Source organism: Leptolyngbya sp. DQ-M1 (assembly GCF_039962505.1).
Lineage (GTDB): Bacteria > Cyanobacteriota > Cyanobacteriia > Leptolyngbyales > Leptolyngbyaceae > Leptolyngbya.
In genome coordinates, this window is record NZ_JAMPLJ010000019.1 from 1 (window position 1) to 20424 (window position 20424).

Here is a 20424-nt window from a genome sequence, read left to right on the forward strand (position 1 = left end):
TGTCCCGGTAGCTCAACGGAAAGGTGTAATACAGCCAAACGCAGTAGCTAATAATTTCACCAGGGAAGCGATGACGGGAGTACATGGGCAAGCAGTCGTTCTTAAAGTTGAACCAGTACGATTATTCTACAGTCCAGTTAAGTTGACAGTACCCTTTACCTCAGTCATCGAACACTTGTCTCCACCTTCGAGGAATATTGCTTCAACAGGGTTAAACTCTGCTTTTGAAGCTCAATGGTAGACGAGCATCTTAACTCTTTAAGCATTGTTTTGATCTAAGTGCTAGGGATTAGGTTTGAACGTGCCCGTCTTTACCCTGAGAGGATTATAAACCACGTGAGTTCGACAGAAGTTTTTAGCTACGTTTGAACCTGCGGGTAGCCCCCTAAATTCCCCACAGGTGGGCGACTTTGAAGGGTTAGGAATCGATTCAATTGGGGAATTGCGGTTCTCTAAGTCCCCCATTCTGGGGGATTTAGGGGGCAAGAAGCCGCTCAAACCGCAGCGAAAAATCTCGTCGAACTGACGTTAAACCTAACCCTTGAAAGCCAGGTAGTCGCTAGCTGGAGCGAACTAAACTCGCGATCGCTTTGACTGCCTTTGCGGGTGAAATGAATCAGCAACAAGCCTTAGCCGCCGGATTTCAAATGCATCTCTCAAAACCGGTTGAACCTGAACATCTTATTTTGATGATTGCTAGTCTAGTTGTTCATTAAACTTTATCGGAAATAGCAGCCAGTAGGAATTCAGCACTATGTTTCCTGATCTCGTCAAATTAGGCGAATCTCAACTTGCGGTGGTCAAGGCGAAAATTGTGCAATCCGCACGCCGTCTCCATTACCTGATCCACGTAGTTCTCCTTGCGGTTGCGAAATTTCTGCATCACAATCTGAGACCGCTTGATCCCGCCAATGTGATGCTCAATCGCCACTCGCTGTTTTGAAATCAGTCGATTCAGTTGTTTGTCCACGTCGGTCAGTTCCTGATTGCGCGGTTTCTTCTTCGGTTGCAATACAATCACGCCGCTGGGTGCGAATCCTTGAAAACCTGTATCCTGCCACAAGCGACTACCCTCGGGAAAGGTGTACCCTTCTTCATTGGCTATCGCTTTATCATGCTTTTTGCCCTCATAGGTCGCACTCCGATACTTCACTTTGCCGCGTCGTTCAGCAATCAGATTGTTCTTGACTGCGTGAACTTTCTGTTTGCCGCTGTAGTACTTTTTTCGCCCCTCCTTGTCCTGCGGACGATTGATTCTTCGGTCTGTGCCATCGAGAACAAATTCCAGTGCTGGGCACTCGTTCAAAATCGCTTCAAGCTTGCGAGCGTCGCGCTCTGGTAACTGTTTCTCATAGCCCAATGCTTGATTCAGCACCCTGCTCAACTTATGTATCCATTCATTCGCCTGCGGTTGTCCGATGCCAAACAGATAGCCTTGTACCTCTTGCGTCGGATACAACCGGAAGTACACCAAGATGAACAACAGCCTGTCACAATCCGCTTTCAGTTGCCCCCGTCGCCTACCGCCATAGCTGCGTTGCCAAGACCTGCATTGAATGTGGTGTTCTACCACGTATGCCTGCCATGCTTGCTCAAACGACGGCAGCAATTGCTCGAACTCGCTCAGACTAATTCCTGTCAAACTTTGAAAGATGCACGGCTTGTTTCGCAAACTCTGGTAGGTCAACATCGCAAGGCTTCTGAGAAGAAATTCCTGCTGCTCAGCTTAACTTATTTCTGATGAAGTTTATTGAATAAAGTTGTTTTTGTTCTCTTGTTGTAGGGCTATGAAGAGTCTGTGCTCAACTGTATGAGGCGGAACACAGGGCTATGGCACATCACCCGTAACATTTAATGCAGCGATTAATGCAGCGATGGGGTCCTCTCTACTCGCTCCCTTCAAGCTACGAAAGATATATCGATTTGCCTAGCCTGTAAAGCTGCAGCAGAAATCGGATCATGGGACGTGAGAATTAAGGCACCGCCTTGCTGGGTAAACTGTCGGAGTACTTGCAGCATCAACGCCAAAGAGTGAGGATCTTGTCCAACCGTAATCTCATCGAGTAAGCAGATTTGTGGCTGTCTTGCCAACACTGCCCCCAACGCCAGCCGACGTTTTTGTCCTTGTGAAAGCGATTGAGGATGTTGTTCGGCAAACTCTTTCAAACTGAGTTGTTCTAATAACGTATCTGCTCGATCAAGTGACACGCCGGGCTGCAACACTTCAGATCGCACACTATCCGCAAACAGTTGATGGTTAGGGTTTTGCAAAACAAATCCCACGACCGCCGCAATCTCAACCACACTGCGTTTGCTCATCTCTCTTCCAAGAATTTCCAGCCGTCCTGTCGTGGGTTTGAGCAAGCCACTAAGGAGTTTGAGGAGTGTTGTTTTCCCACATCCATTGTCGCCTTTGAGTAAAACGGTTTCCCCTACGTGAACTTGGAGATCAGGAAAGGGAGGATAGCCATTCCAACTCAGGTCCTGAGTTTGCAGAAGCAAGACAGATGATATGAAAGGCTGAGGTAGAACTACTGAATTAATTTCAGGTGGCACAGTTGATGGGGATTGCTCTAGAAGTTGACCGTCGCGAACAGAGAAGACACGATCGCAAATCCGACGAACAGCCTCAATTCGATGCTCTACCAACAGCACTGTTTGTCCTTGATTAACTCGCGATCTCAGTAAGTGCAGTAATTGCTCAACGCCTGACGCATCCAAGTAGGCTAGGGGTTCATCTAACAAGAGCACAGGTTGACCCAATGTTAACAGACAAGCGATCAGTAATCGTTGCTTCTGTCCTGCAGAAAGTTGCTGAATCAGCCACTGCCGTTGTGCAGCTAAACCAAATTCGTGAATTGCTGCATTCGCTAACGCAGGAATTTGCTGAGGAGGAATTTGCCAATTCTCTAGGCCAAAGACAACTTCTTCCCAAACTTGATCGGTAAAAATTTGCAGCTCTACATTCTGCAGTAGTGTACAAAAAGATTGCGATCGCTGGCGCACGGATAACTGTGTAATATCTGTTCCCTCATAAACAATCCTACCGCTGAAAGCTCCCCCCGTATGATTAGGAGCAATGCCCGCGACGCAGTTCAGCAAGGTGCTTTTACCACTTCCAGTTGCGCCTGCAATCAGCACGAGTTCACCTTGATAAACAGTCAGGTTCACTCCACTCAGCGTCGGTTGAGAACTGCCAGGATGCCGGAACGTGAGGTCAATGACGTTCAGGATAGGTTGCTTCGTTGCAGGAGTTATCTGTTCCATTCGAGATACCCGATTCCACAGAGCAATACAGCCGCACCTAGAGTAAAGTAGGTATCAGAGGATTGCCATTTGAGCGGACGGCTGTTGCTCCGGGGAGCGTTTGGATCGTATCCTCGCGTTTCCAATCCGATCGTGACTTCATCGGCATACGATACTATCCGAAAGATGAGTGGCAGGAATAGCCCAGAAAACCATTGTCGAGGCTGACGAGCCAAATTGACCCCGCGTAATTGATTCGCTTCAATAATCCGTTGAGCTTCTTGCTGAATCAACGGCAGAAATCGCCAAATCAGCATGATGCTGAGCACCAAAAAGCCGGGTAATCGCACGGCCTGCAATGCTCTCACTAAATCACTAGGCGCAGTCGTACCCGCCAGCAGCGGTGCAGGCAGTGCGATCGCAATCAGCCGCAGCGCACTGAGTAGCGCCGTGTTCTCGTCCCGTAAGATCGTTGAGATCGCAACCCCGATGATTAGCACGATTGCACTATAGCCCCATACTTTGGGCGAGAGGCGAACAGTCAAGAGTGCGAGCAATAACAAACTGCCCACTAATAGCCAAATCGCCGTCAGCCGATGCAAGGTCAAAGCAACGATCGTGACACTGAGACAAACGATTAATTTGAGCAGCGGATTAATTTGACCAAGCATTCCTAGTCGTGTTTGCTGAGTCCTAATCATCAACATCCATTTTTCCAGCTTTGCGAAGTTGCTGAACCGCTAGCTCTCCAAGCCACCACCCGATCCCCCCTGCAAGTCCAGCCGCAACTGTGAGCAACAGAAGGACAAGTGGCTGAGTCACAAACTGCACAAAAGGAGCAGACCTTGCGCCTCGAATTAGATAAGCACCGAGCAACAACCCTCCTAGATTTGCGCTGCTGAAAAACAGAACATTGCCGAGTAACCGATGCCGTTTGTTCCGATAGTTGCTGATGAAGAACATAGCACCTTCAGTGATTAAAACCGTCGCTGCGAGATAAAGGGTGATGATCGGGGAGATCAGTCCGAGCAGCAGAGCAAGCGGCAAAATCATCAGAGCAACGCTTCCGCGACGCTGCAAGCGCGCCATACCCAGTGTCAGAAAAATGCCGCCCAGCGGTGCCCATGCTAAGAGTTGTAATCCAGGAGGGGCAAACGGACCTACAATGAACACCGCTAGAATCATACCGATCGTCATGAAGGCAGCAAATACAAAATCTCTTAAATGCCAAGAATGTTGCATTGAGAAGACCTAAAAACAGATGCTCATAAAGATAGGCAGTTTACTATATTCGGCATTTATCTAGTAAGTTTTCTTTACTAATCTTACTGGGGCTGGAGCTCGAGGCATGTCGCGATACTAACCCTTCAATTTTGTCATCATTGCGGCTTCATCCCAGTAAGACGATACCTTCTGAATCTTATCAACGTCATTCATTTCAAAAATACTAATTCCTTCAGTGGTAACAGAGTGACCTTTTTTCGTAACGACCTGCATTGTCCACTTCACGGCTGCTCCATTCTTCACAAAGAAGATGTCATCTTTTGACAGTTCTATCTTTTCAAAGAAATTAGCTAATATCTTGAAGAACTGCTGAGAATCCTTATGTGCAAGCCTTGGAGGTTCTCCAACGGGGTCATGAATAACAGCATCTTCAGCAAAAACCTCTAACCAGCCCTTTGCATTCATCGCTGCCATGTTGTCAAAGTAAATATTTATCAATGATGCAATTTCTTCTGTTGTCATCGTATCTTCCTCTGATCTTGTGCTTCAGTGAGGTTGGTAGCAAAAAGTGGTGATATTTCAAGATTTATGAAGAGAAAAACAGTGTTCTGCAGTTGATCCTAAAGCTCCATTCAAGTAGACAACGTTCTCAGGCTGACATTATCCTGCTCAACCTGTGATGGGATCGCTGCTAGGCTCGAAGCTAGTGGAATTCGGAGGAAATGATGCAAGAGCGTGTTGTTGAAGTCGATTATACAACAATTTATTCTCCCGCACGGTCTTACAAAGCTTCTTAAAGGGGCATTATCAACCCAACTGTGTATATTCAAAATTAAGCACAATAATTCTTGAATATACACAGTTGCTCAATGTTACGCAGCACTTTTCACGCGCGCAATTTCTTGCGAATTCTCAAAGCGTTGGCGCACCTGTTCTCGGTATCGTTTCGCACTCAGTTTATGCTGCTTGGGATGGAAGTGTCCTCGAATCGGTTCAAATGCTGAGAGAAATCGTTGGACTTGCCCCGCAGATTTAAAGCGTCGCATTCGCTTTTCTCTGACTCGTGTGAGTTGATATGAGTTCTCCGCCTGATTATTTAATCCCTTGTGTTGTCGATGCTCCACCCTTGGCATCACTCGCTTCTTTACAGCTTCGCACCTCTTCAATTTGTCAGTGCCTGTTTTGCCCTTTCAAACGAATAAATTTGAAAGATAGAATTAGGCTTCTAGTCTCTGTGAAAGTTATCTACAACTGTAATACAATGATCGTTTCGATAATGGAGCGGCGACGTAGCATCAACCGGTCATTCAGTGGTAGCAATCGCTGTTTCATGTTGCGCTTGAGCTTCGTAGTCAGTTGAATGCCTGCGGTTTTGAGCAGTTGCTTGGCTAACTTTTGCGAGACATAGCCTTTGTCAGCAAACACCTTGCCAAACAACTGCTGTAACAGCTTCGGTACAGGAGTGCGGTCGTCAGTGTTACCGGGAGTCAGCATGATGTTGAGCAACTCGCCTCGATCATTGACCACCAAATGCAGCTTGAAGCCAAAGAACCAATCGATGGACGTTTTGCCACGTGCGGCAACATTCTCAAACACTTTGTTGCGCTCGATGCGGCGATTGTGGCAGACGCGTAACGACGTGGAATCCATAAAGCTGATGCCGCTGCACGACCCAAAGCACGAGCGCAAATAAGCGCACATCGGCACGAGGGTACCAGGAATCCATTCGATGAAGCGCTGGTAGCTCACCAAGCTAGGAAACGCATCTGCCCACTCGGTCTGTACTTTCTCTTGATAGTAAGTTTTGAAATTGCGGTAACACGACTGATGAAACGCAATCAGGATGGTCATGATTTCGCTTAGGTTCAGGCTTCGGGGTCGTTGACGCATCTGGAGTCCATGTTCTAAAAGTTGCTGATTCCATTGCGGTTCAAAGGTGTTGCAGAAATCATCGACGGAGCAGAACAGGTCTTCTAGACTAAGCATTAGGGCAAACTGGGCTTGAGATTTAGCATTTTCAGCCTATCGGGTTTGCCCTTTTCTTGTCTCAATTCTTATCCCGAACTGAGGTTACTCTTCATGCTGAGCATGGCTGGCTCCCAACTGAACTTCTACTGAACTTCTAATGCAGCAGTACTCAGTGATTGAGTAGTAAGGATTTGCGGCATTAGCCATTCCAGCTATATTAAGCGCGAATACTTGGTCTCGTCCCGTTGCCGGAATTCAGGGCTTTGCAACTGGTTCATACAGCTCATATCTTCAAATGGGTTGTGCTTAAGTTCCGAGAGATTCCCGTTCCTGCCTAATTCATCTGGTCTTTTACTAACGCCCCTTAAAAGTGTTAGGTGGAAAATAGAAAATTCTGATTCTGTGGCATCTCAAAGATGAGAAAAAGCGATTTAGTGAACTCAAACGATTGATGCCAGAAATCCCAGAAAAGATGCTCATTCAACAATTGCGAGAACTGGAAAAAGATGGCATTGTCAACCGTAACATTTATTCGGAAGTGCCACCTAAAGTAGAATATTCGTTTACGCAGTATGGCTTGACGCTCAAACCTGTTCTGCAAGTCCTTTGCAATTGGGGAGAGAATCACTTGAAGCGTAGTCAGTAAAGCAATTGAGATTTATCTGGAAAGATTGGGTGCTACAACATCAGGAAAATTTTCAAAGTTACGGCGTACCCAATCCATACCGACTTCGTTATTGAGCTTAATCTTCTGCGGGATGTTTGGATAAATCTTGCTTAGAATATCGGCATCTTGATCAACCACGACCTTACCGAACTTGAGATAAGTTTTACCAAACACTTTAAAGGCAGGATGTTTCGCTTGACCGAAAAGCAGGATGTAAGTCCGGGTGCGATTCTCGGCTTCGGGTACAAAGAAATGGCATTGTGCTGCCTTCCCTAATGGCATCTCCCCATGGAAGATAATCAGAGAGGGAAAATGGTTTTCTAGATGTGCCTTGATTGTGGTCGGTAGTAGAAATAAATCGGGTTTTCTCAGCTTCTCTGCCAAGGTGTAAGGCGCAGTGGGCATGTCATAAAACGCATGAGAATTCAGCCCATTGTCAATGAATTGATGAAACTCGACCTCGGTGATGCGAAACAGATCCCGATGGGTGCCGTTCTGATGGTTATAGTCGTGCATATTCAGGAGCATGGTCAGTAGAGCGGTTTCAACACTACGATCGCCCGTATACCCCACGAATTCGTATTTTTCTGCAATCTCATTCATTACAGTAGGAATAGGAACTTTAGGTTCGTATCCACCATACGACCAGATAAAGTCACCTTGAATGATGAGTTCCAGGGGGGTCAATAGAGACAGTGTTTTTTTGCCGGAATCCGGTAGAACCGTGCAACCTAGCGCATCAAAAGGCAACGCATGAAAGGGACAAACAACGGCACTTGTACCATCCTTCTGCGCTTCACACCATCCTTCAGACAGCATTGCTCCCATATGTGGGCAAGCATTCGGCAAGGCATGAACCGCTTCAGTTGCATCCTTCCACATCACATAATCAGTACCATACAGCGAAACCTTTTGCGGTTGGTTGACCTTCAGCATCGACTTGTGTGCCAACAACCAGGGCGCACCAGGAAGCATTGAGCGCATCGCGTCCTCCACTGATAGAATTGTGAGAAATTCGTCATGTTTTAGCTTGTAGAATTCAAAATATGACAAAACATTCACGTTCGTCAAGCCCCCAATCCTCTGCTAATTTGCGTCGTCAGCCGAAACAGCAGCGGGGCAAAGAAAAAGTTGAGAAGATTCTAGATGCAGCCGCTGCCGTGTTTGATGAGGTGGGCTATGAAGCGGCAACGACTCATATGATTGCTGCCAAAGCAGGAACGGCGATCGGGTCACTCTATCAGTTCTTTCCAGACAAAGCCGCGATTTTTAAGGCAATGGAGATCCGCCATTCAGAACGGGTGAAAGGGTTTTGGTCGCAAGTAGACATTCCAGCCCTGGTGCAACTCCCCTTACGTCAGATGATTCATGTTCTAGTGGAGTCGGTTGCAGCACTGTTCGAGCAGCCTGTATCACGGGTTGTGTTTGTGCAGTTTTACTTGGCGCGTCAGATTTTTCAATCGATCGACGAAAGCATGACCCAAGATGCGATCGCCTTCATGGCAAGTATTCTCAAACACCGCAATCCTGCTCTATCAGAGGAATTGCACGATTTACTGGCGGAAGTCTGTGTACACAGTAGCAATGCCGTCATCCTAGCAGCACTCCGCAATCCAGATCCGGAACATCGCCAGCGCTTAACGCAGCAAATTGAGGATTTGATGGTGTCATATTTAGAGCCGCACATCGGCGATCAGCGGTTGGGTAATGTAATGAAAGTAATGATATGCCCCCACTGCCAATCCATCCAGTTATCGAAGAATGGCTATCGGCGGGGCAAGCAGTGCTACCTTTGTAAGGATTGTGGAAAGCAATTTGTGGCTCAATAGCCTGATGGCGATCGAAACCCACCAATCACAGTATCGAGCTTTTGAGCGATCGCCAATAACTCCATTTCTTTCCACCGTTTACCAATAATTTGCATCCCGATCGGCAATCCATTGGTTGTTTGTCCAATTGGAATGACGACTGCGGGATGTCCACTTAAATTAAATGGCATTGTATAGGCTCCGTTCGCGATTCCATGCGGATAGGATCGACCATCCACTTCTATTGCACTCCAGGCCGGACAATGGGTAAAGGCAAAAGTCGCTGCAGTGGGAGTGAGCCACGCATCCCAGGATTCTAATGCTGTGTCGAGTTGGGTAATGAAGCGATCTCGCTCGGTCAGTGCCTCAAAATAGCCTTTCAAGCTTGGGTTCAAGAGTTCAGGCAACACGCGGCTAAAATCACCCATTTTGCGAAGTGCCTTATCTCCTTGGGTTGCCGTGCGAAAGATTTGTGTTGCACTAGCTGAAGGTTGTAGTGATCAACGGGTTGAGCATAGCGGTTGATGTAGGCTGCCATTCTTGTATAGAGATTTAAGATAGCGGGCACGTCAAAGTTTTCGGGCAACCAGTGGCGAACTTGAACACCAGACTGGGCTAATGTTTCAATCACCTGTTGCATTGCAGTGCGGCTCTCAGCAGCAACGGGAACCTGTGCCCACTGATCAGTCCAGGCAATTTTGAGATCTGATAATGATTGACCAGAAGGGGTGTCCAACGGTATAGAAGGAACATCTGGACGACGCGGCTCGGCTCCTGCTATGAGAGAGAAGCAAAGACGAAGATCGGTGAGCGATCGCGCAAAACACCCGACGGTCATCATTTGCCGTAGGCAGTAGGGCATTCCAGGAACTTCTGGAATCATACCTGCAGTAGAAATACGGCGATCAGTCGGTTTCAAGCTATAAATCCCACAAAAGTGAGCAGGCTGACGCACTGATCCTGCAATATCATTGCCCAAATCCAATGGCGATAAACCTGCTGCTACCGCCGCTGCACTACCCCCTGAACTTCTTCCCGCCGTATATTCAACATTCCAAGGATTGTTGACTCGCGGAAACAACGAATTGGTGCTTTGGTAATCCCCTGCCAGTTCTGCCATGTTCGTTTTTCCCAGGACGATGGCTCCTGCTACTTTAAGTTTGGCAACGGCAGTGGCATCCTGTTGGGGAACGTAATCTTTGAGGGGTATATAGCCTGCGGTCGTGCGTAGTCCAGCCGTTTCAAAAATGTCTTTGATGGTCACAGGAACACCATGTAACGCCCCCCAGTTTTCACCTCTCGCTAGTGCTTCATCTGCTTGCTTGGCACGAATACGAGCGTTTTCCTCATCAAGGGTGCAAATGGCGTTGAGCCTGGAGTTATGTTGGGCGATTTGTTCTAGGTGAGCGTCTAGGAGTTCGATCGCAGAGATGCGGCGATCGCGAATCATCTGAGCCAGTTCAATCGCAGATTTGAACACAAGATCGCTCATAGCCTTCCCTCAAATTGGGTGTTAAGGTTAATCATATCCTTAATTAGTTAATACCGTTAACTAAATTTCAATCGCTATGAAAGACTTGAAGCAGATTCTCCAGAACGAGTGCTATGGCAAAGATCTGGAGCAACGTAAACACTGGTACTCGCCCGCAGCAACAGCCTATCAGCAGGTGAGACCCCGCTATCCTCAAGCCATCATCGAGCGCGTGGTCGAAATCACTCAACTCTCTGCTGATTCAGCCTTGCTAGAGGTTGGTTGTGGTCCAGCGATCGCCACTCCTGATTTTGCAACTTTGGGATGTCGAATGCTCTGTGTTGAACCCAATCCTGATTTTTATCATCTTGCTCAACAAACCTGCGAATCGTATCCAAATGTCGAACTGCAAAACTGCTCGTTTGAAGAATGGCAATTAGAACCTCAACGCTATGATGCGGTGTTGGCTGCCAGTTCATTTCATTGGATTTCACCTGACATCGGTTATCCCAAAGCTGCCGCTGCATTGCGTTCAGGTGGACATTTAATTTTGCTATGGAACAAGGAACTACAACCGAGTTATGAAATTTATCAGCAATTGCTAACGGTTTATCAAACTCATACACCCTCCTTAGGCCGCACTTATGAAGACAGTGCGACGCAAGCAGCAATTCTAGACCAACTGGGGCAGATGGCAATTGAGTCTAGCTATTTCAAAGAAATGCAATCTGGACACATTGAAGTTGAGGTAACGTACACCATTGATCAATACTTAATGTTGCTCAGTACCTATTCACCTTACGGTAAACTAGAAGCTCAGCAGAGACAAACTTTGTTTGCCGGATTACGAGAGGTGCTAGAACAAAACAGCACAACCATTCAACTCTCTTTCGTTTCTGCCTTTCATATTGCCCGACCAAATTAAGTATCTATGGGTCGTCCAACGAAAGAGAATTCACTCACCCAACAGGATGTGATTGCAGCCGCGATCGCTTGTCTTGACCAAGAGGGAGAATCTGCCCTGGGAGTCAATCGCATAGCGCGAGAGCTGAATATTAAACCTCCCGCTATTTATAAACATTTAGACGGAAATACCGGACTCCAACGGGCTGTTGCTCTGGCAGTTTGGCGGCAGTATTTAACCGAGTGTCAGCAGCAAACCAATAACATTGCAGATTCACGAGAATTATTCTGCGTCAGTGCACATGCGACTCGAAATTTTGCACGATCGCATCCTGCACGTTATAGAGTCATGATGCACTATCAAATGCGACCAACTGACCCAGAAGAAGCTGAGGTGATGCAAGACGCACTAAAACTTTTTCAAACCTCTTTGCATCTGCAAGGCTTGAACCAGGATGCTCTAATTGATGTGATGCGAATGGCGAATGCAGCGATTTATGGCTTTATCATGCGAGAACAAGCTGAATTGATGACGATCGCTCGCTCCAGTGATAAGAGCTATGAAGTGATGCTGGATGCATTATGGGTGGCGATTGAACATATTCAACGTTCTTCAAAACTTAGAGACGCATGAGAATAAGGTCCAGAGAACGGCGTACATAACTTTCCCAGGATTCAGAAGTTGGCTGGAAAATCATGGCATACAGCATGATTCCGCTCATGGTGTGAAAGACCAATTCTGGGTCTAAATCAGGCTGCACTTCCTGTCTTGCCTTTGCTCGCTCCAGGACAACTGCAAATGCTTCTCGTCGTGGTTGTAAGTACTTCGTCCAGTAGATTTGAGCAAATTCAGCGCTACTTGATGCACTGCTGATAATCATAGCAACCGTTTGCCGTCCCAGAGGATTAAGCGAGATCTGAGCTGCATTTTGAATGAGAGTATCCAGATCACCCCAAAGGCTTCCGGTGTCAGGGATGACAATCTCTTCCCGAATACTCTCGATCGCATCCGCCACCAATTCTGCTTTGCCGCTATAGCGCCGATAAATGGTCGTTTTGCCAACCCCTGCACGGGCAGCAATCGCCTCAATGCTCATCGCTTCAAAACCAACCTCTGCCAGCAATTCTAGGGTTGCTTGCAGCATTGCTTGATGCGATTGGCCGCTCCGGGGTCTTCCAGGCGACTTTTTACTTGGATTCGTCATGGCTGTTATTATAATTTACGATACAGTATCGTATCGATATGGGAAATCGCTCATGCAACGTCCTCGTTATGCCGATAAGGCTAGCACCCAAACTCTCGAAGAAGGGTTGGCAGAATACTACACCCTCAATCCCCATCTCACGCTACCTGAAACCCAGCCACCTGAATTTGCCAGAATTCTGCGTGCTCATGATGTCGGTCATGTCATTTATGGCTGTGACACCGGAATGTACGACGAGTTAAAACTCCTACCGCTGTTTTGGTGGACAAGTGAGTGTACCTTTCAACGGTTCCGGGAAATGAGAATGAACAATTCTGCTGTGATTGATGTGATGTACAACGACCTGATTCGAGACAAAGGCTCATTATGGCTGTATGGCAGTATTCTCAAGGTGCTTCCACAACTCATGCCGGATCTGATTTCGCTTTGGTTAAAAACGCGCAATCGCGCCCATCAAGTTCCCTTTCTAGGCTTTGAACCTCTACTCGATCGCTCTCTTCTAGATATTCGCCAGGAGTACGACTTACTGCCACTGCTTAAATAAGCAAGTCTAGTCATTATCTTGAGAAGTTGATTAATCAAGCTCTCCTTACCAGGGCACAGGCTTACCATCTCGAAAGAAGCCGCCTGTCGGTCCATCGTCAGGTAGCATCGCCGCCCAAACGACACTGGCGGCACCATCTTCTACAGGTCGCCCCCCTGCTCCTCCCATATCGGTTGCCACCCAACCCGGACAGACCGCATTCACCAAAATCCCTGCACTCTTCAGTTCAGCCGCTAGAGAACGGGTAAATGCGTTTAATGCCGCTTTAGAAACGCTATAAGCAGGAGTGCTGTTGTCCATAGTGGTGATCGACCCCGCTCCACTGGAAACATTAACAATTCGGCCGTGTTGGCTACGTCGCAGTAAGGGGACAAATACTTTACACATCCGCCACGGTCCGAATGTATTGGTACTGATTGCTTCCTGCACTGTATCAAAATCCGCTGTACTGGGTTGCTGCCAAGTATCGTAGAGGATGCCCGCATTGTTGACCAAAATATCTAGGCTTCCATACTCCTGCTCTACTTGAGCCGCAAGCCGAGCCATACTTCCCGGATCAGCGACATCGAGTTGGCGGGGAAGAACTTGTAACCCTGCGTCGATTAGTTGCGCCGCTGCCCTTTCACCTTTTTGCAAATCCCGCGAACCCAGAATTACGGTCATGCCTTTGTGAGCGAGTTGCCGCACCACCTCCAGCCCAATTCCACGATTTGCGCCTGTAACAATGGCAATACGTTCTGCTTGTAGCATAGGTGATCGCTCCATTTATAAAGGGGACAACATCATCCTATGACCTCTAGACAGCTATCTCAAGTTACAGTTGGAGGACTAGTGGGCGTTGCTGAATGAAGAAATGAATCAGGAACGTGAGCAAGATGCTCACACTACAAAAAATTGGAATGAATTAGGTAGTGTGAGCGTCTCGCTCACGTTTCAATCAGGCAAATCATACAGTAATTCAGCAACGCCATCACGTCTTTACGAAGCAGTCATGGATAGCAGATTCCGTCTACTCCAGTTAAGGAGCGACGTAAAAATCGGAACTTAGAGTCAGCCGCAGGTCGTTGGACGGATCAATCACAATCAAGTTACCAGGAGTCTGTGTTGGATTGGTCTGCCCACCTGTTGCACCTGTCAGGATGCTGCCCAAATCTACTTTTTGCCCCAACAGGACGGATAGCGCTGCCCTAGCTGCCGCAGAGGTAACAGCATCTTTCAGCGTTCCAGGATTGGTGTTTTGGTCGATCTTTTGTCCATTAACCACCTGTGATCGGGCAATGAGGGGATAGGAGCGAGTGCCAATCGTCACCTGTTGAGCAAGATACTGGGTTCCCAGAACTTGAGAGTTGCTGCTCACCGGAACCAGTTGACCGACAATTTCGCTGTCTCTCGGAATGACGACCGTTCCTTGAGCGCTTTTGATGTCATCGACAACGCGCAGGGTGAGGTTGTTGATAGTTTCGCCAGGAGTTACCACAATTTTGTTAGAACCGAGATACCGAATATTAACCGTCGTTCCTTGGGACACTTTGTAGCGGGGATCGGTGCTGACCGGAGAAGGCGTTGGGGTGGTGCCCGTCGTGGGTGAGGCGGTGATGCGGGCAATGTAGGAGTTAGCACCCTCGCTTGTGGCGATCGGGGCGAGCTTTCCTTGGTTGACTAATGCCTGATAGATATACGCGGCAACATCGGCACGAGTTGCGGTTGCATTAGGACTAAGGAAGTTGACGTTAGGATAGTTGACCACCACACTGCGTTCTGCCGCAGCTGCAACGCCCGTCTTCGCATAGTCGGGAATTTCTCCGCTGTCTCTGAAATTTGCCAGCGTGGTTGCGGTTGCGCCAGTGGGGGTGTAGTTTAAGCCGCTAGACAGCGATACGAGAGCTTGTACTTTGGGAATTTGCTGTTCGGGTTTGAAGGTATTGTCGGGATAACCGCTCATGAAGCCTGTTTCGTAGGCTTTGTTGATGGCGGCGGCTGCCCAGTATTTGGCGGCAACATCATTAAACCCACGGGCGACGCGGACTTGGTTGCTGGTAAAGGCGTTTTTGACGATCGCGGCGAATTGCGCGCGGGTGACCGGGGCATCAGGTTTGAAGGTGCCGTCGGGGAAGCCAGCGATGATCTGTTTGTCAGCAAGTGCTTCGATGAAGGGTCTTGCCCAATGGGTGCGGGTGTCGGTGAAATTAGCGGCAGTGGCGGGAGCCGAAGTGACGATCGGGACGACAGCACTTGCGGTCATACCTAGGACTAGCAGTAGGGCACTTGATGACAGATGACGAACGTTAGACATTGAGAAAACTCCGTAAAGCTTGAGAGAGTGCGATCGCAAAAGGGCTTTTCAGTGATGCTTGTTAGCTCACCGTTTATAAGTTCAACAAAGGATGCAATCGTGGATTCGCTCGTACTTCATTGTTCGGCTGCGATCGCGCATTCATTGACTACTCAGTAGTTCCGACTGAGGCTATAGGACTTTGTTCCCAAGACTTTCTATTCAGATAGAGAAGTGATGTAGAGGTCGAGGGCATCCGTAAAAGATTTGGGAGGGAAATGTCTGATTTGACACTTTGATCTTTTTACCGCAGATGTTTAACTTTAAGCTAAATCAAACAGCTCTAGAGGTTACATGCTTAAGGGCTGCTTCTGAACGTGAGAATAGCCCAATATTTTGCTATCTATCGTCACCAATGGGCAACTAGTCAATCGTGCTGTTGCTACGATAATTTGGTCGGCTGGATCTCGATGAAAATCACCAGGAAGCTGAGTAGATTCTACGCAAATTCGGGGGGTTAGCTCCAAAAGACGCATCCCAGGATAGGCTAACGCTTGATGGCGTTACATAATAGAGGGAGGAACAGAGGTGACGAATGATGGACTGTCCCGACTGCCACTCAACTCATATTCGCAAGAACGGCAAGCGCAGAGGCAAGCAGAATCACATCTGCGTGGAGTGTAAACGCCAATTTCTAGATCGCTATGATCCGTCTGATTGTCTCTGATGGCATGAGTTCTACCGTGATCAACTCCGTCACAGCAGGTCGCAAGGCACGAATTTTAGTGATTGATGACGAAGCGCGATTGGCTTCGCCAAGCCCCGAAGGATCGCATGGTAGCGAGGTCTTGCACGATCGCAATAATCGCGCAATTCCCCCTGAAGAACTGAACCAGCTTTACGACAAGATGGGCGACGGAACGATGCTGGTTGCCACACCTGTCATGAAGCGCCTGCTAACCATAACAGAGGTCGAGCAAGTGATCGTCAAAGTTTTAGAAAAAGCTGGCATCGAGGCAGATGTTTCTGAACTCATCGATATCTATCAGCGAGAAGGCACCTTCAAAACAGCACCCATCCCATCCGAGGCTGCTGAAGCGCTCGATAAACGCCTTAACTATCTGGCTCGCACAACCGTGACTCAGTTCCGCGCTGCCACTCCAGACCTTCCTGGCATGGTAAAGGGAACACTGGCAACGAGCCGATGGTGTGAGCGATTAGGAGTAGACGCGATCATCTCTAAAAATGACATCAAAGGAGATGACGGTATTCTCTCTAAGCCGGGGATTAAAGAAGTTGAGAAATTCTGGATTAATCGTAAATCGGATGGGAAGTACGGTGAGCAGGTAGTCGGTCCACAAGTCAAAGGCTGCATTCCTGACGCAACGCTGCCGAATTTAATCCGCGTATGCTGGTGCAAGCCGAGGCACTGGCAGCGGTTGCAGTTGACCCACGACGATTAGGGCAATACTACCTGGATCAAAAGGACAAACAGCGAGAAGTTCTGGCAACTGACGATAGCGAAGTAGACGAGCAATCTGATTGGCTCTATGAGGTCTTGAAGTCTGATCAGTTCGGGCAACTAGATCAATTTAGCAAGATTAACTATGAACTGGATCGCTACCTGCGCGGTGAACGAGTCGATCTAGCTGTAGGTGGCATCTACGTTCCCTCCGCAATAGCACAGCACCACGCCCAGATGATGCCTTGGGAGGTTTGTAATAGAGACTTGCCACATGGCGCGATCGTGGCGTATTACCGCTCTCCCTTCCCCAGCGTGGGAGCCGCCGCGATCGCAGTTAACAACACCAAAGTCCTAGCGCAAGCAGATCCAGAAGCATTTCGGAAAGAGGGGGTTGGCTATCTGAATCCGTGGACGGCAAAGCACGTTGCAATCACTGATTTTGACAAAGATGCCAATGGCTATTTTGTTGGCTATCTCCCTACGGTTGAGGATGTGCCCAATCAGATTCGAGCGCAGTTGGCATCGACCGTCGATCAATCACCTGCCGAGCAGTACGAAGCCGGACGATCGCTGTTCGGGCAATTAATCGCCCAGATGCAAACTGAGCCAGAGCACGCTCTAATTCGTCCTGGTGATTTTCCAGTTGCCGTTGCTGAAATCATCGATCGTAATGCCCCAGACCGAAAACCGCCAGAAATCGTGAAGCAGAAGAAAGTCAAACACGCCTGGGAGCAGGCACACGAATCCCTGTCTGAAGCAATCTGGAGAGCCTGGGAAATTACCGCGAATAATCCCACGGGCAAAGTGGCGAATGTCGGTATGATTCTTCAGTCTCTCGCGTTAGAGACCCAGTACATTGCTGCTGAGCAGAAAGAGCCATTGCTAGTCCAGATTTCAACCCATTACAAGAAACTGCTGAATTCTGATACCGTTATTCCTGACGACACAGCCCTTCTCTCAAATGGCTTCCCTGCTTACGGTTTTAGAAATCGGATGGACGCGATCGCGCAAGCTGCTGAGCAATTATCGACAATGCTGGATGTCGAGCAGCGGCAGCAGTTCGTCGAAGCCCAACTCAACAATGTTTATCAGCTTTTAACAGATGTCGTTGACGGTCCCAACGCGGTTAACCTGCAAACGGCAGTTGATACTGCTAAAAGTTCAAAGGGCATTGATGAATCGATTCAAGCGTTTGTCAAAGCTCTCGCCCACAGACCCCATGAACTTCGTCAGCATCAGAAGGACCCAACGATTTACACGAATGGGAAGCTGATGCCGACTAATACTCAGGAACCGATCGGGTGGGGCGTGGAAGCGATGAACCGTCTCTACGAAGCAACTCAATTGGCGGAGTATTCGAACGAAGCATACCGGGATCTTTTTCCTAAGGATTTCACGCCGGAACAGGAAGAAAAAGCCCTTATGCTCGTGGAAGCCTACAACAATTTGGTGAAGCAAGCGATCGAAACCAAAGAACGACTGCGCGAGAATCGTCCAGAAGACCAGCAACCCACGCTTATCTTGACCTCGCCTAAAACAGGCAAACATCTAACGCTCCAGCGACTTTGTGATGTCAACCCGGACGACTCACCGATTTGGGAAGCAAATAGTGAATACCAATTGGCAGACCTTCATTCAGGCAAATCCTAGAGTCACAAAGAACAATCCAGAGCAATTTCTCGTTCAGCGGTTTCTCCGTGCTGAAGATGGAACAGAAACGCGAATTCCTCTGGGTTTTGTTGCGCCGGAGTCAGCGATCACACATAACCTGGAAGAGCGCTTTGGGCAGCATTCGCGAATTCCGCTTGCTAATCCATCGGTTCAGTTTCGTCCACCTCTGGTGCTGCAAAGTGATGCCAAAGAACAGTTAGCTAGAGCAGCTCAATATCTTCAAGATGCCGTCGCAACTATCCCAACCGAAGAAAGCATGGCCTACGCTTCGGCAATGTGGCGACAGAGTTCGGGGATGGGCGTTGTCCTCAAGGCATTTACGCGAGAGATCTGCCAGCGGCTGCAAGCCGTTCCCGAAATTACCCTGACAGGTATTCAGCGAGAAACGAACGAAGTAGGTCGAATTCCAGATGGGGAATATACGGTCCGATTCAGCCAGTACGCCTATCAAACCAAGGGTGGCGAAACTCGGACGACGCAATCTGTTGCGATCGTTGAAGCCGACGGAACAGAGAAACAGTTTGGCGCAATTGATCCCCGATCAATGCGACTGCCCGTTGGCACGACCGTTATAGCCCAAATTACGACTCCTCTAGCAGACAAAGTGACAGCAAAAACTCCAGTGGGAGAGATCAGCATTAAGAAGATTCTGGAGCATGACTTGCGCGATCACGCTTGGCAGCCCGATTCGGCAATGCTTTATATCGGGTATCAAGACCAGATCGCGATCGCGCAGGTGGAAATAGATGGCACTCGCAAAACATTAGGTATTCTCGATTCGACCTCCGAGCGGAAATTGAAGAGTTCTAAATTGCTACAAGTAGGAAGTTTCCAAGGAACTCAGGCAGTTCTCAATCAGGAAGCTGGCAACGTGGCTCAAGTGCAAGTCATGAGTTTGATCGCACAACCTCTTGCTAAATCCGTCCAACGAGCAATGCAGGAGCGATCTAGCGAGGTGGCAACAGAACTGGCTACCTCTTCAGCCGTCAAAATCACGGGCAAACCAGTGCAGATGACGTATCCGCTGATGATGTACGGCGAGGTAAATCCACTTCCAGTCGGTAACTGTTTGGAGGCAATGCGCGGCTACGGGCGCTGCCACACTACACGCACCTTTGAACCCTACAAAGCCTATGCTTTCAAAGAAGGCGATGTTGCGATCGCCTATGCGGGAGAACGAAAAGTTGCCTTCCGAGTCGGCGAACAATATCGCATTACTCCTGCAATGGTTGCTGACTCAGCCTACCAACAGCAGTGGGCAGACATGGAAAAACATAGCGCAAAGGCATTGCCTCAGCTTTTCCTGAATAAGCAGGAAGTTTGGGGATTAAAGATGGAGCCGTTGGGCGACTATGTAGATGGGCGGATTAAGCCATTTCCGCCTACTCAACCGATTCAGGTACAGCCTCTTCAACCTGCACCGCCATCAGCAGTGGTAGCACCAGAGCAGAGTTACTCACCTTCTAGACAGGAGTTGCTCGATTGGTACACTGCTGTCAAAGCGAAAGGAGACATTTCTCGATTAGAGGGGATCAAGGCAATCGGAAACCGCTTGAGGCAGGTGTTTAACCAAGAGCAAGGTAATTCTGAAGCCATAGCAGCGCCGCCGCCAGACTATCGGAACTCAGAGGTTACGATCAGCCTGAATGAGCGAAAAATGATGCGTCGCGATATTACTAATTTTCAGACCGCCATTAGTGCTTTGCACAACTCCGCAGGAACCACGCAGCTTCAATCTGCTGAAAAAACGCAACCAATTCAAGTCGAACGCTAACGCTCAATTTCCCGGCTGTTATTCTGCTGACTTCGGGATTGGTTCTGCTGTCGCTCAAAGCTGCGATCAACCTAGCGGGTCATTTGCCTCGAAAGTAGCCATTACTAAAACGTCGAGTACTGGCATCAAACAAGTATTTGGCGCTTTTAGAAATGGCGATGTTCATGCCAAATAATCCACTAGCTCTCGAATCCTTACAGTGGACA

Annotated in this window: 16 protein-coding genes and 8 pseudogenes; 10 read left to right on the forward strand and 14 right to left on the reverse strand. The window is 48.4% G+C overall.

Going from position 1 to position 20424, the window contains the following annotated elements; genetic code table 11:
- From NC981_RS24075 to NC981_RS24110, 8 genes and pseudogenes are all read right to left on the reverse strand, one after another.
- A pseudogene (locus NC981_RS24075) lies at positions 1-85 on the reverse strand (IS6 family transposase); the annotation flags it as partial.
- Positions 86-775: 690 nt separating this feature from the next.
- Positions 776-1690 carry a transposase family protein gene (locus NC981_RS24080; protein ID WP_348245358.1) on the reverse strand — a complete coding sequence of 305 codons (915 nt, stop codon included), beginning with the start codon at positions 1688-1690 and terminating at the stop codon, positions 776-778.
- Between the two features lie 209 nt (positions 1691-1899).
- The gene (locus NC981_RS24085) at positions 1900-3267 is read right to left on the reverse strand and encodes an ABC transporter ATP-binding protein (protein WP_348245359.1); all 1368 of its coding nucleotides are present in this window, start codon (positions 3265-3267) and stop codon (positions 1900-1902) included.
- Positions 3255-3953, reverse strand: a complete 699-nt coding sequence (locus NC981_RS24090) for an energy-coupling factor transporter transmembrane component T (protein WP_348245360.1) — start codon at positions 3951-3953, stop codon at positions 3255-3257. The genes NC981_RS24085 and NC981_RS24090 overlap by 13 nt, the downstream gene beginning before the upstream one ends.
- On the reverse strand, positions 3940-4488 hold the full coding sequence (locus NC981_RS24095; RefSeq protein WP_348245361.1) for a hypothetical protein: 549 nt from the start codon (positions 4486-4488) through the stop codon (positions 3940-3942). Before NC981_RS24095 ends, NC981_RS24090 begins: the two co-directional genes overlap by 14 nt.
- Positions 4489-4605: 117 nt before the next feature.
- Positions 4606-4992 (reverse strand): nuclear transport factor 2 family protein, encoded by a 387-nt coding sequence (locus NC981_RS24100; protein WP_348245362.1) that lies wholly within the window; start codon positions 4990-4992, stop codon positions 4606-4608.
- 350 nt (positions 4993-5342) lie between these two features.
- Positions 5343-5645 (reverse strand): annotated as a pseudogene (locus NC981_RS24105) (DDE-type integrase/transposase/recombinase); the annotation flags it as partial.
- A gap of 70 nt (positions 5646-5715) precedes the next feature.
- Positions 5716-6456, reverse strand: coding sequence for an IS982 family transposase (locus tag NC981_RS24110; RefSeq protein WP_348245363.1), 741 nt, complete (start codon positions 6454-6456; stop codon positions 5716-5718).
- Positions 6457-6808: 352 nt separating this feature from the next.
- Here NC981_RS24110 and NC981_RS24115 point away from each other — a divergent pair.
- Positions 6809-7084 (forward strand): annotated as a pseudogene (locus tag NC981_RS24115) (winged helix-turn-helix transcriptional regulator).
- A 12-nt stretch (positions 7085-7096) separates the two neighbouring features.
- Here the strand turns inward: NC981_RS24115 and NC981_RS24120 are convergent.
- A complete protein-coding gene (locus NC981_RS24120) occupies positions 7097-8089 on the reverse strand; it encodes a Rieske 2Fe-2S domain-containing protein (RefSeq protein WP_348245364.1) in 993 nt (330 codons plus the stop codon).
- A 215-nt stretch (positions 8090-8304) separates the two neighbouring features.
- Between NC981_RS24120 and NC981_RS24125 the strand changes: the two are divergent.
- Both NC981_RS24125 and NC981_RS24130 read left to right on the forward strand, forming a co-directional pair.
- A pseudogene (locus NC981_RS24125) lies at positions 8305-8721 on the forward strand (TetR family transcriptional regulator); the annotation flags it as partial.
- A 105-nt stretch (positions 8722-8826) separates the two neighbouring features.
- Positions 8827-8922 (forward strand): annotated as a pseudogene (locus tag NC981_RS24130) (TetR/AcrR family transcriptional regulator); the annotation flags it as partial.
- A gap of 5 nt (positions 8923-8927) precedes the next feature.
- On the opposite strand, the pseudogene NC981_RS24135 reads toward NC981_RS24130, so the two are convergent.
- A pseudogene (locus NC981_RS24135) lies at positions 8928-10405 on the reverse strand (amidase).
- A 76-nt stretch (positions 10406-10481) separates the two neighbouring features.
- Between NC981_RS24135 and NC981_RS24140 the strand changes: the two are divergent.
- Together NC981_RS24140 and NC981_RS24145 are read left to right on the forward strand one after the other, a co-directional pair.
- Positions 10482-11309 (forward strand): class I SAM-dependent methyltransferase, encoded by an 828-nt coding sequence (locus tag NC981_RS24140; RefSeq protein ID WP_348245365.1) that lies wholly within the window; start codon positions 10482-10484, stop codon positions 11307-11309.
- 6 nt (positions 11310-11315) lie between these two features.
- Positions 11316-11921 (forward strand): TetR/AcrR family transcriptional regulator, encoded by a 606-nt coding sequence (locus NC981_RS24145; protein WP_348245366.1) that lies wholly within the window; start codon positions 11316-11318, stop codon positions 11919-11921.
- Here NC981_RS24145 and NC981_RS24150 read toward each other — a convergent pair.
- Entirely contained in the window at positions 11908-12492 is a 585-nt protein-coding gene (locus NC981_RS24150) for a TetR/AcrR family transcriptional regulator (protein WP_348245367.1), read from the reverse strand. The genes NC981_RS24145 and NC981_RS24150 overlap by 14 nt on opposite strands.
- 52 nt (positions 12493-12544) lie before the next feature.
- Here NC981_RS24150 and NC981_RS24155 point away from each other — a divergent pair, with 52 nt between their 5' ends.
- Positions 12545-13036 (forward strand): hypothetical protein, encoded by a 492-nt coding sequence (locus NC981_RS24155; protein ID WP_348245368.1) that lies wholly within the window; start codon positions 12545-12547, stop codon positions 13034-13036.
- Between the two features lie 45 nt (positions 13037-13081).
- On the opposite strand, the gene NC981_RS24160 is transcribed toward NC981_RS24155, so the two are convergent.
- From NC981_RS24160 to NC981_RS24170, 3 genes and pseudogenes are all read right to left on the reverse strand, one after another.
- A complete protein-coding gene (locus tag NC981_RS24160) occupies positions 13082-13786 on the reverse strand; it encodes an SDR family oxidoreductase (RefSeq protein WP_348245369.1) in 705 nt (234 codons plus the stop codon).
- A gap of 268 nt (positions 13787-14054) precedes the next feature.
- A complete protein-coding gene (locus NC981_RS24165) occupies positions 14055-15278 on the reverse strand; it encodes an S-layer homology domain-containing protein (RefSeq protein ID WP_348245370.1) in 1224 nt (407 codons plus the stop codon).
- A gap of 380 nt (positions 15279-15658) precedes the next feature.
- Positions 15659-15868: pseudogene (locus NC981_RS24170) on the reverse strand (type II toxin-antitoxin system VapC family toxin); the annotation flags it as partial.
- A 38-nt stretch (positions 15869-15906) separates the two neighbouring features.
- Here NC981_RS24170 and NC981_RS24175 point away from each other — a divergent pair.
- The 4 genes and pseudogenes from NC981_RS24175 to NC981_RS24190 all read left to right on the forward strand — a co-directional run.
- A pseudogene (locus NC981_RS24175) lies at positions 15907-16014 on the forward strand (IS1 family transposase); the annotation flags it as partial.
- Complete coding sequence (locus NC981_RS24180) at positions 16013-16771, forward strand: hypothetical protein (protein WP_348245371.1); 759 nt, start codon at positions 16013-16015, stop codon at positions 16769-16771. The pseudogene NC981_RS24175 and the gene NC981_RS24180, both read left to right, overlap by 2 nt.
- Positions 16723-18423 carry a hypothetical protein gene (locus NC981_RS24185; RefSeq protein WP_348245372.1) on the forward strand — a complete coding sequence of 567 codons (1701 nt, stop codon included), beginning with the start codon at positions 16723-16725 and terminating at the stop codon, positions 18421-18423. The genes NC981_RS24180 and NC981_RS24185 overlap by 49 nt, the downstream gene beginning before the upstream one ends.
- The gene (locus NC981_RS24190; protein WP_348245373.1) at positions 18383-20218 is read left to right on the forward strand and encodes a hypothetical protein; all 1836 of its coding nucleotides are present in this window, start codon (positions 18383-18385) and stop codon (positions 20216-20218) included. Before NC981_RS24185 ends, NC981_RS24190 begins: the two co-directional genes overlap by 41 nt.
- The last annotated feature ends 206 nt before the right edge of the window (positions 20219-20424 follow it).

What these genes read in the sequence shown, in the direction of transcription:
- NC981_RS24080 (WP_348245358.1), bottom strand. Translation starts at nt 1,690, where the DNA reads ATGTTGACCTACCAGAGTTTGCGAAACAAGCCGTGCATCTTTCAAAGT.
- NC981_RS24085 (WP_348245359.1), bottom strand. Translation starts at nt 3,267, where the DNA reads ATGGAACAGATAACTCCTGCAACGAAGCAACCTATCCTGAACGTCATT.
- NC981_RS24090 (WP_348245360.1), bottom strand. Translation starts at nt 3,953, where the DNA reads ATGTTGATGATTAGGACTCAGCAAACACGACTAGGAATGCTTGGTCAA.
- NC981_RS24095 (WP_348245361.1), bottom strand. Translation starts at nt 4,488, where the DNA reads ATGCAACATTCTTGGCATTTAAGAGATTTTGTATTTGCTGCCTTCATG.
- NC981_RS24100 (WP_348245362.1), bottom strand. Translation starts at nt 4,992, where the DNA reads ATGACAACAGAAGAAATTGCATCATTGATAAATATTTACTTTGACAAC.
- NC981_RS24110 (WP_348245363.1), bottom strand. Translation starts at nt 6,456, where the DNA reads ATGCTTAGTCTAGAAGACCTGTTCTGCTCCGTCGATGATTTCTGCAAC.
- NC981_RS24120 (WP_348245364.1), bottom strand. Translation starts at nt 8,089, where the DNA reads ATGCGCTCAATGCTTCCTGGTGCGCCCTGGTTGTTGGCACACAAGTCG.
- NC981_RS24140 (WP_348245365.1), top strand. Translation starts at nt 10,482, where the DNA reads ATGAAAGACTTGAAGCAGATTCTCCAGAACGAGTGCTATGGCAAAGAT.
- NC981_RS24145 (WP_348245366.1), top strand. Translation starts at nt 11,316, where the DNA reads ATGGGTCGTCCAACGAAAGAGAATTCACTCACCCAACAGGATGTGATT.
- NC981_RS24150 (WP_348245367.1), bottom strand. Translation starts at nt 12,492, where the DNA reads ATGACGAATCCAAGTAAAAAGTCGCCTGGAAGACCCCGGAGCGGCCAA.
- NC981_RS24155 (WP_348245368.1), top strand. Translation starts at nt 12,545, where the DNA reads ATGCAACGTCCTCGTTATGCCGATAAGGCTAGCACCCAAACTCTCGAA.
- NC981_RS24160 (WP_348245369.1), bottom strand. Translation starts at nt 13,786, where the DNA reads ATGCTACAAGCAGAACGTATTGCCATTGTTACAGGCGCAAATCGTGGA.
- NC981_RS24165 (WP_348245370.1), bottom strand. Translation starts at nt 15,278, where the DNA reads ATGACCGCAAGTGCTGTCGTCCCGATCGTCACTTCGGCTCCCGCCACT.
- NC981_RS24180 (WP_348245371.1), top strand. Translation starts at nt 16,013, where the DNA reads ATGATCCGTCTGATTGTCTCTGATGGCATGAGTTCTACCGTGATCAAC.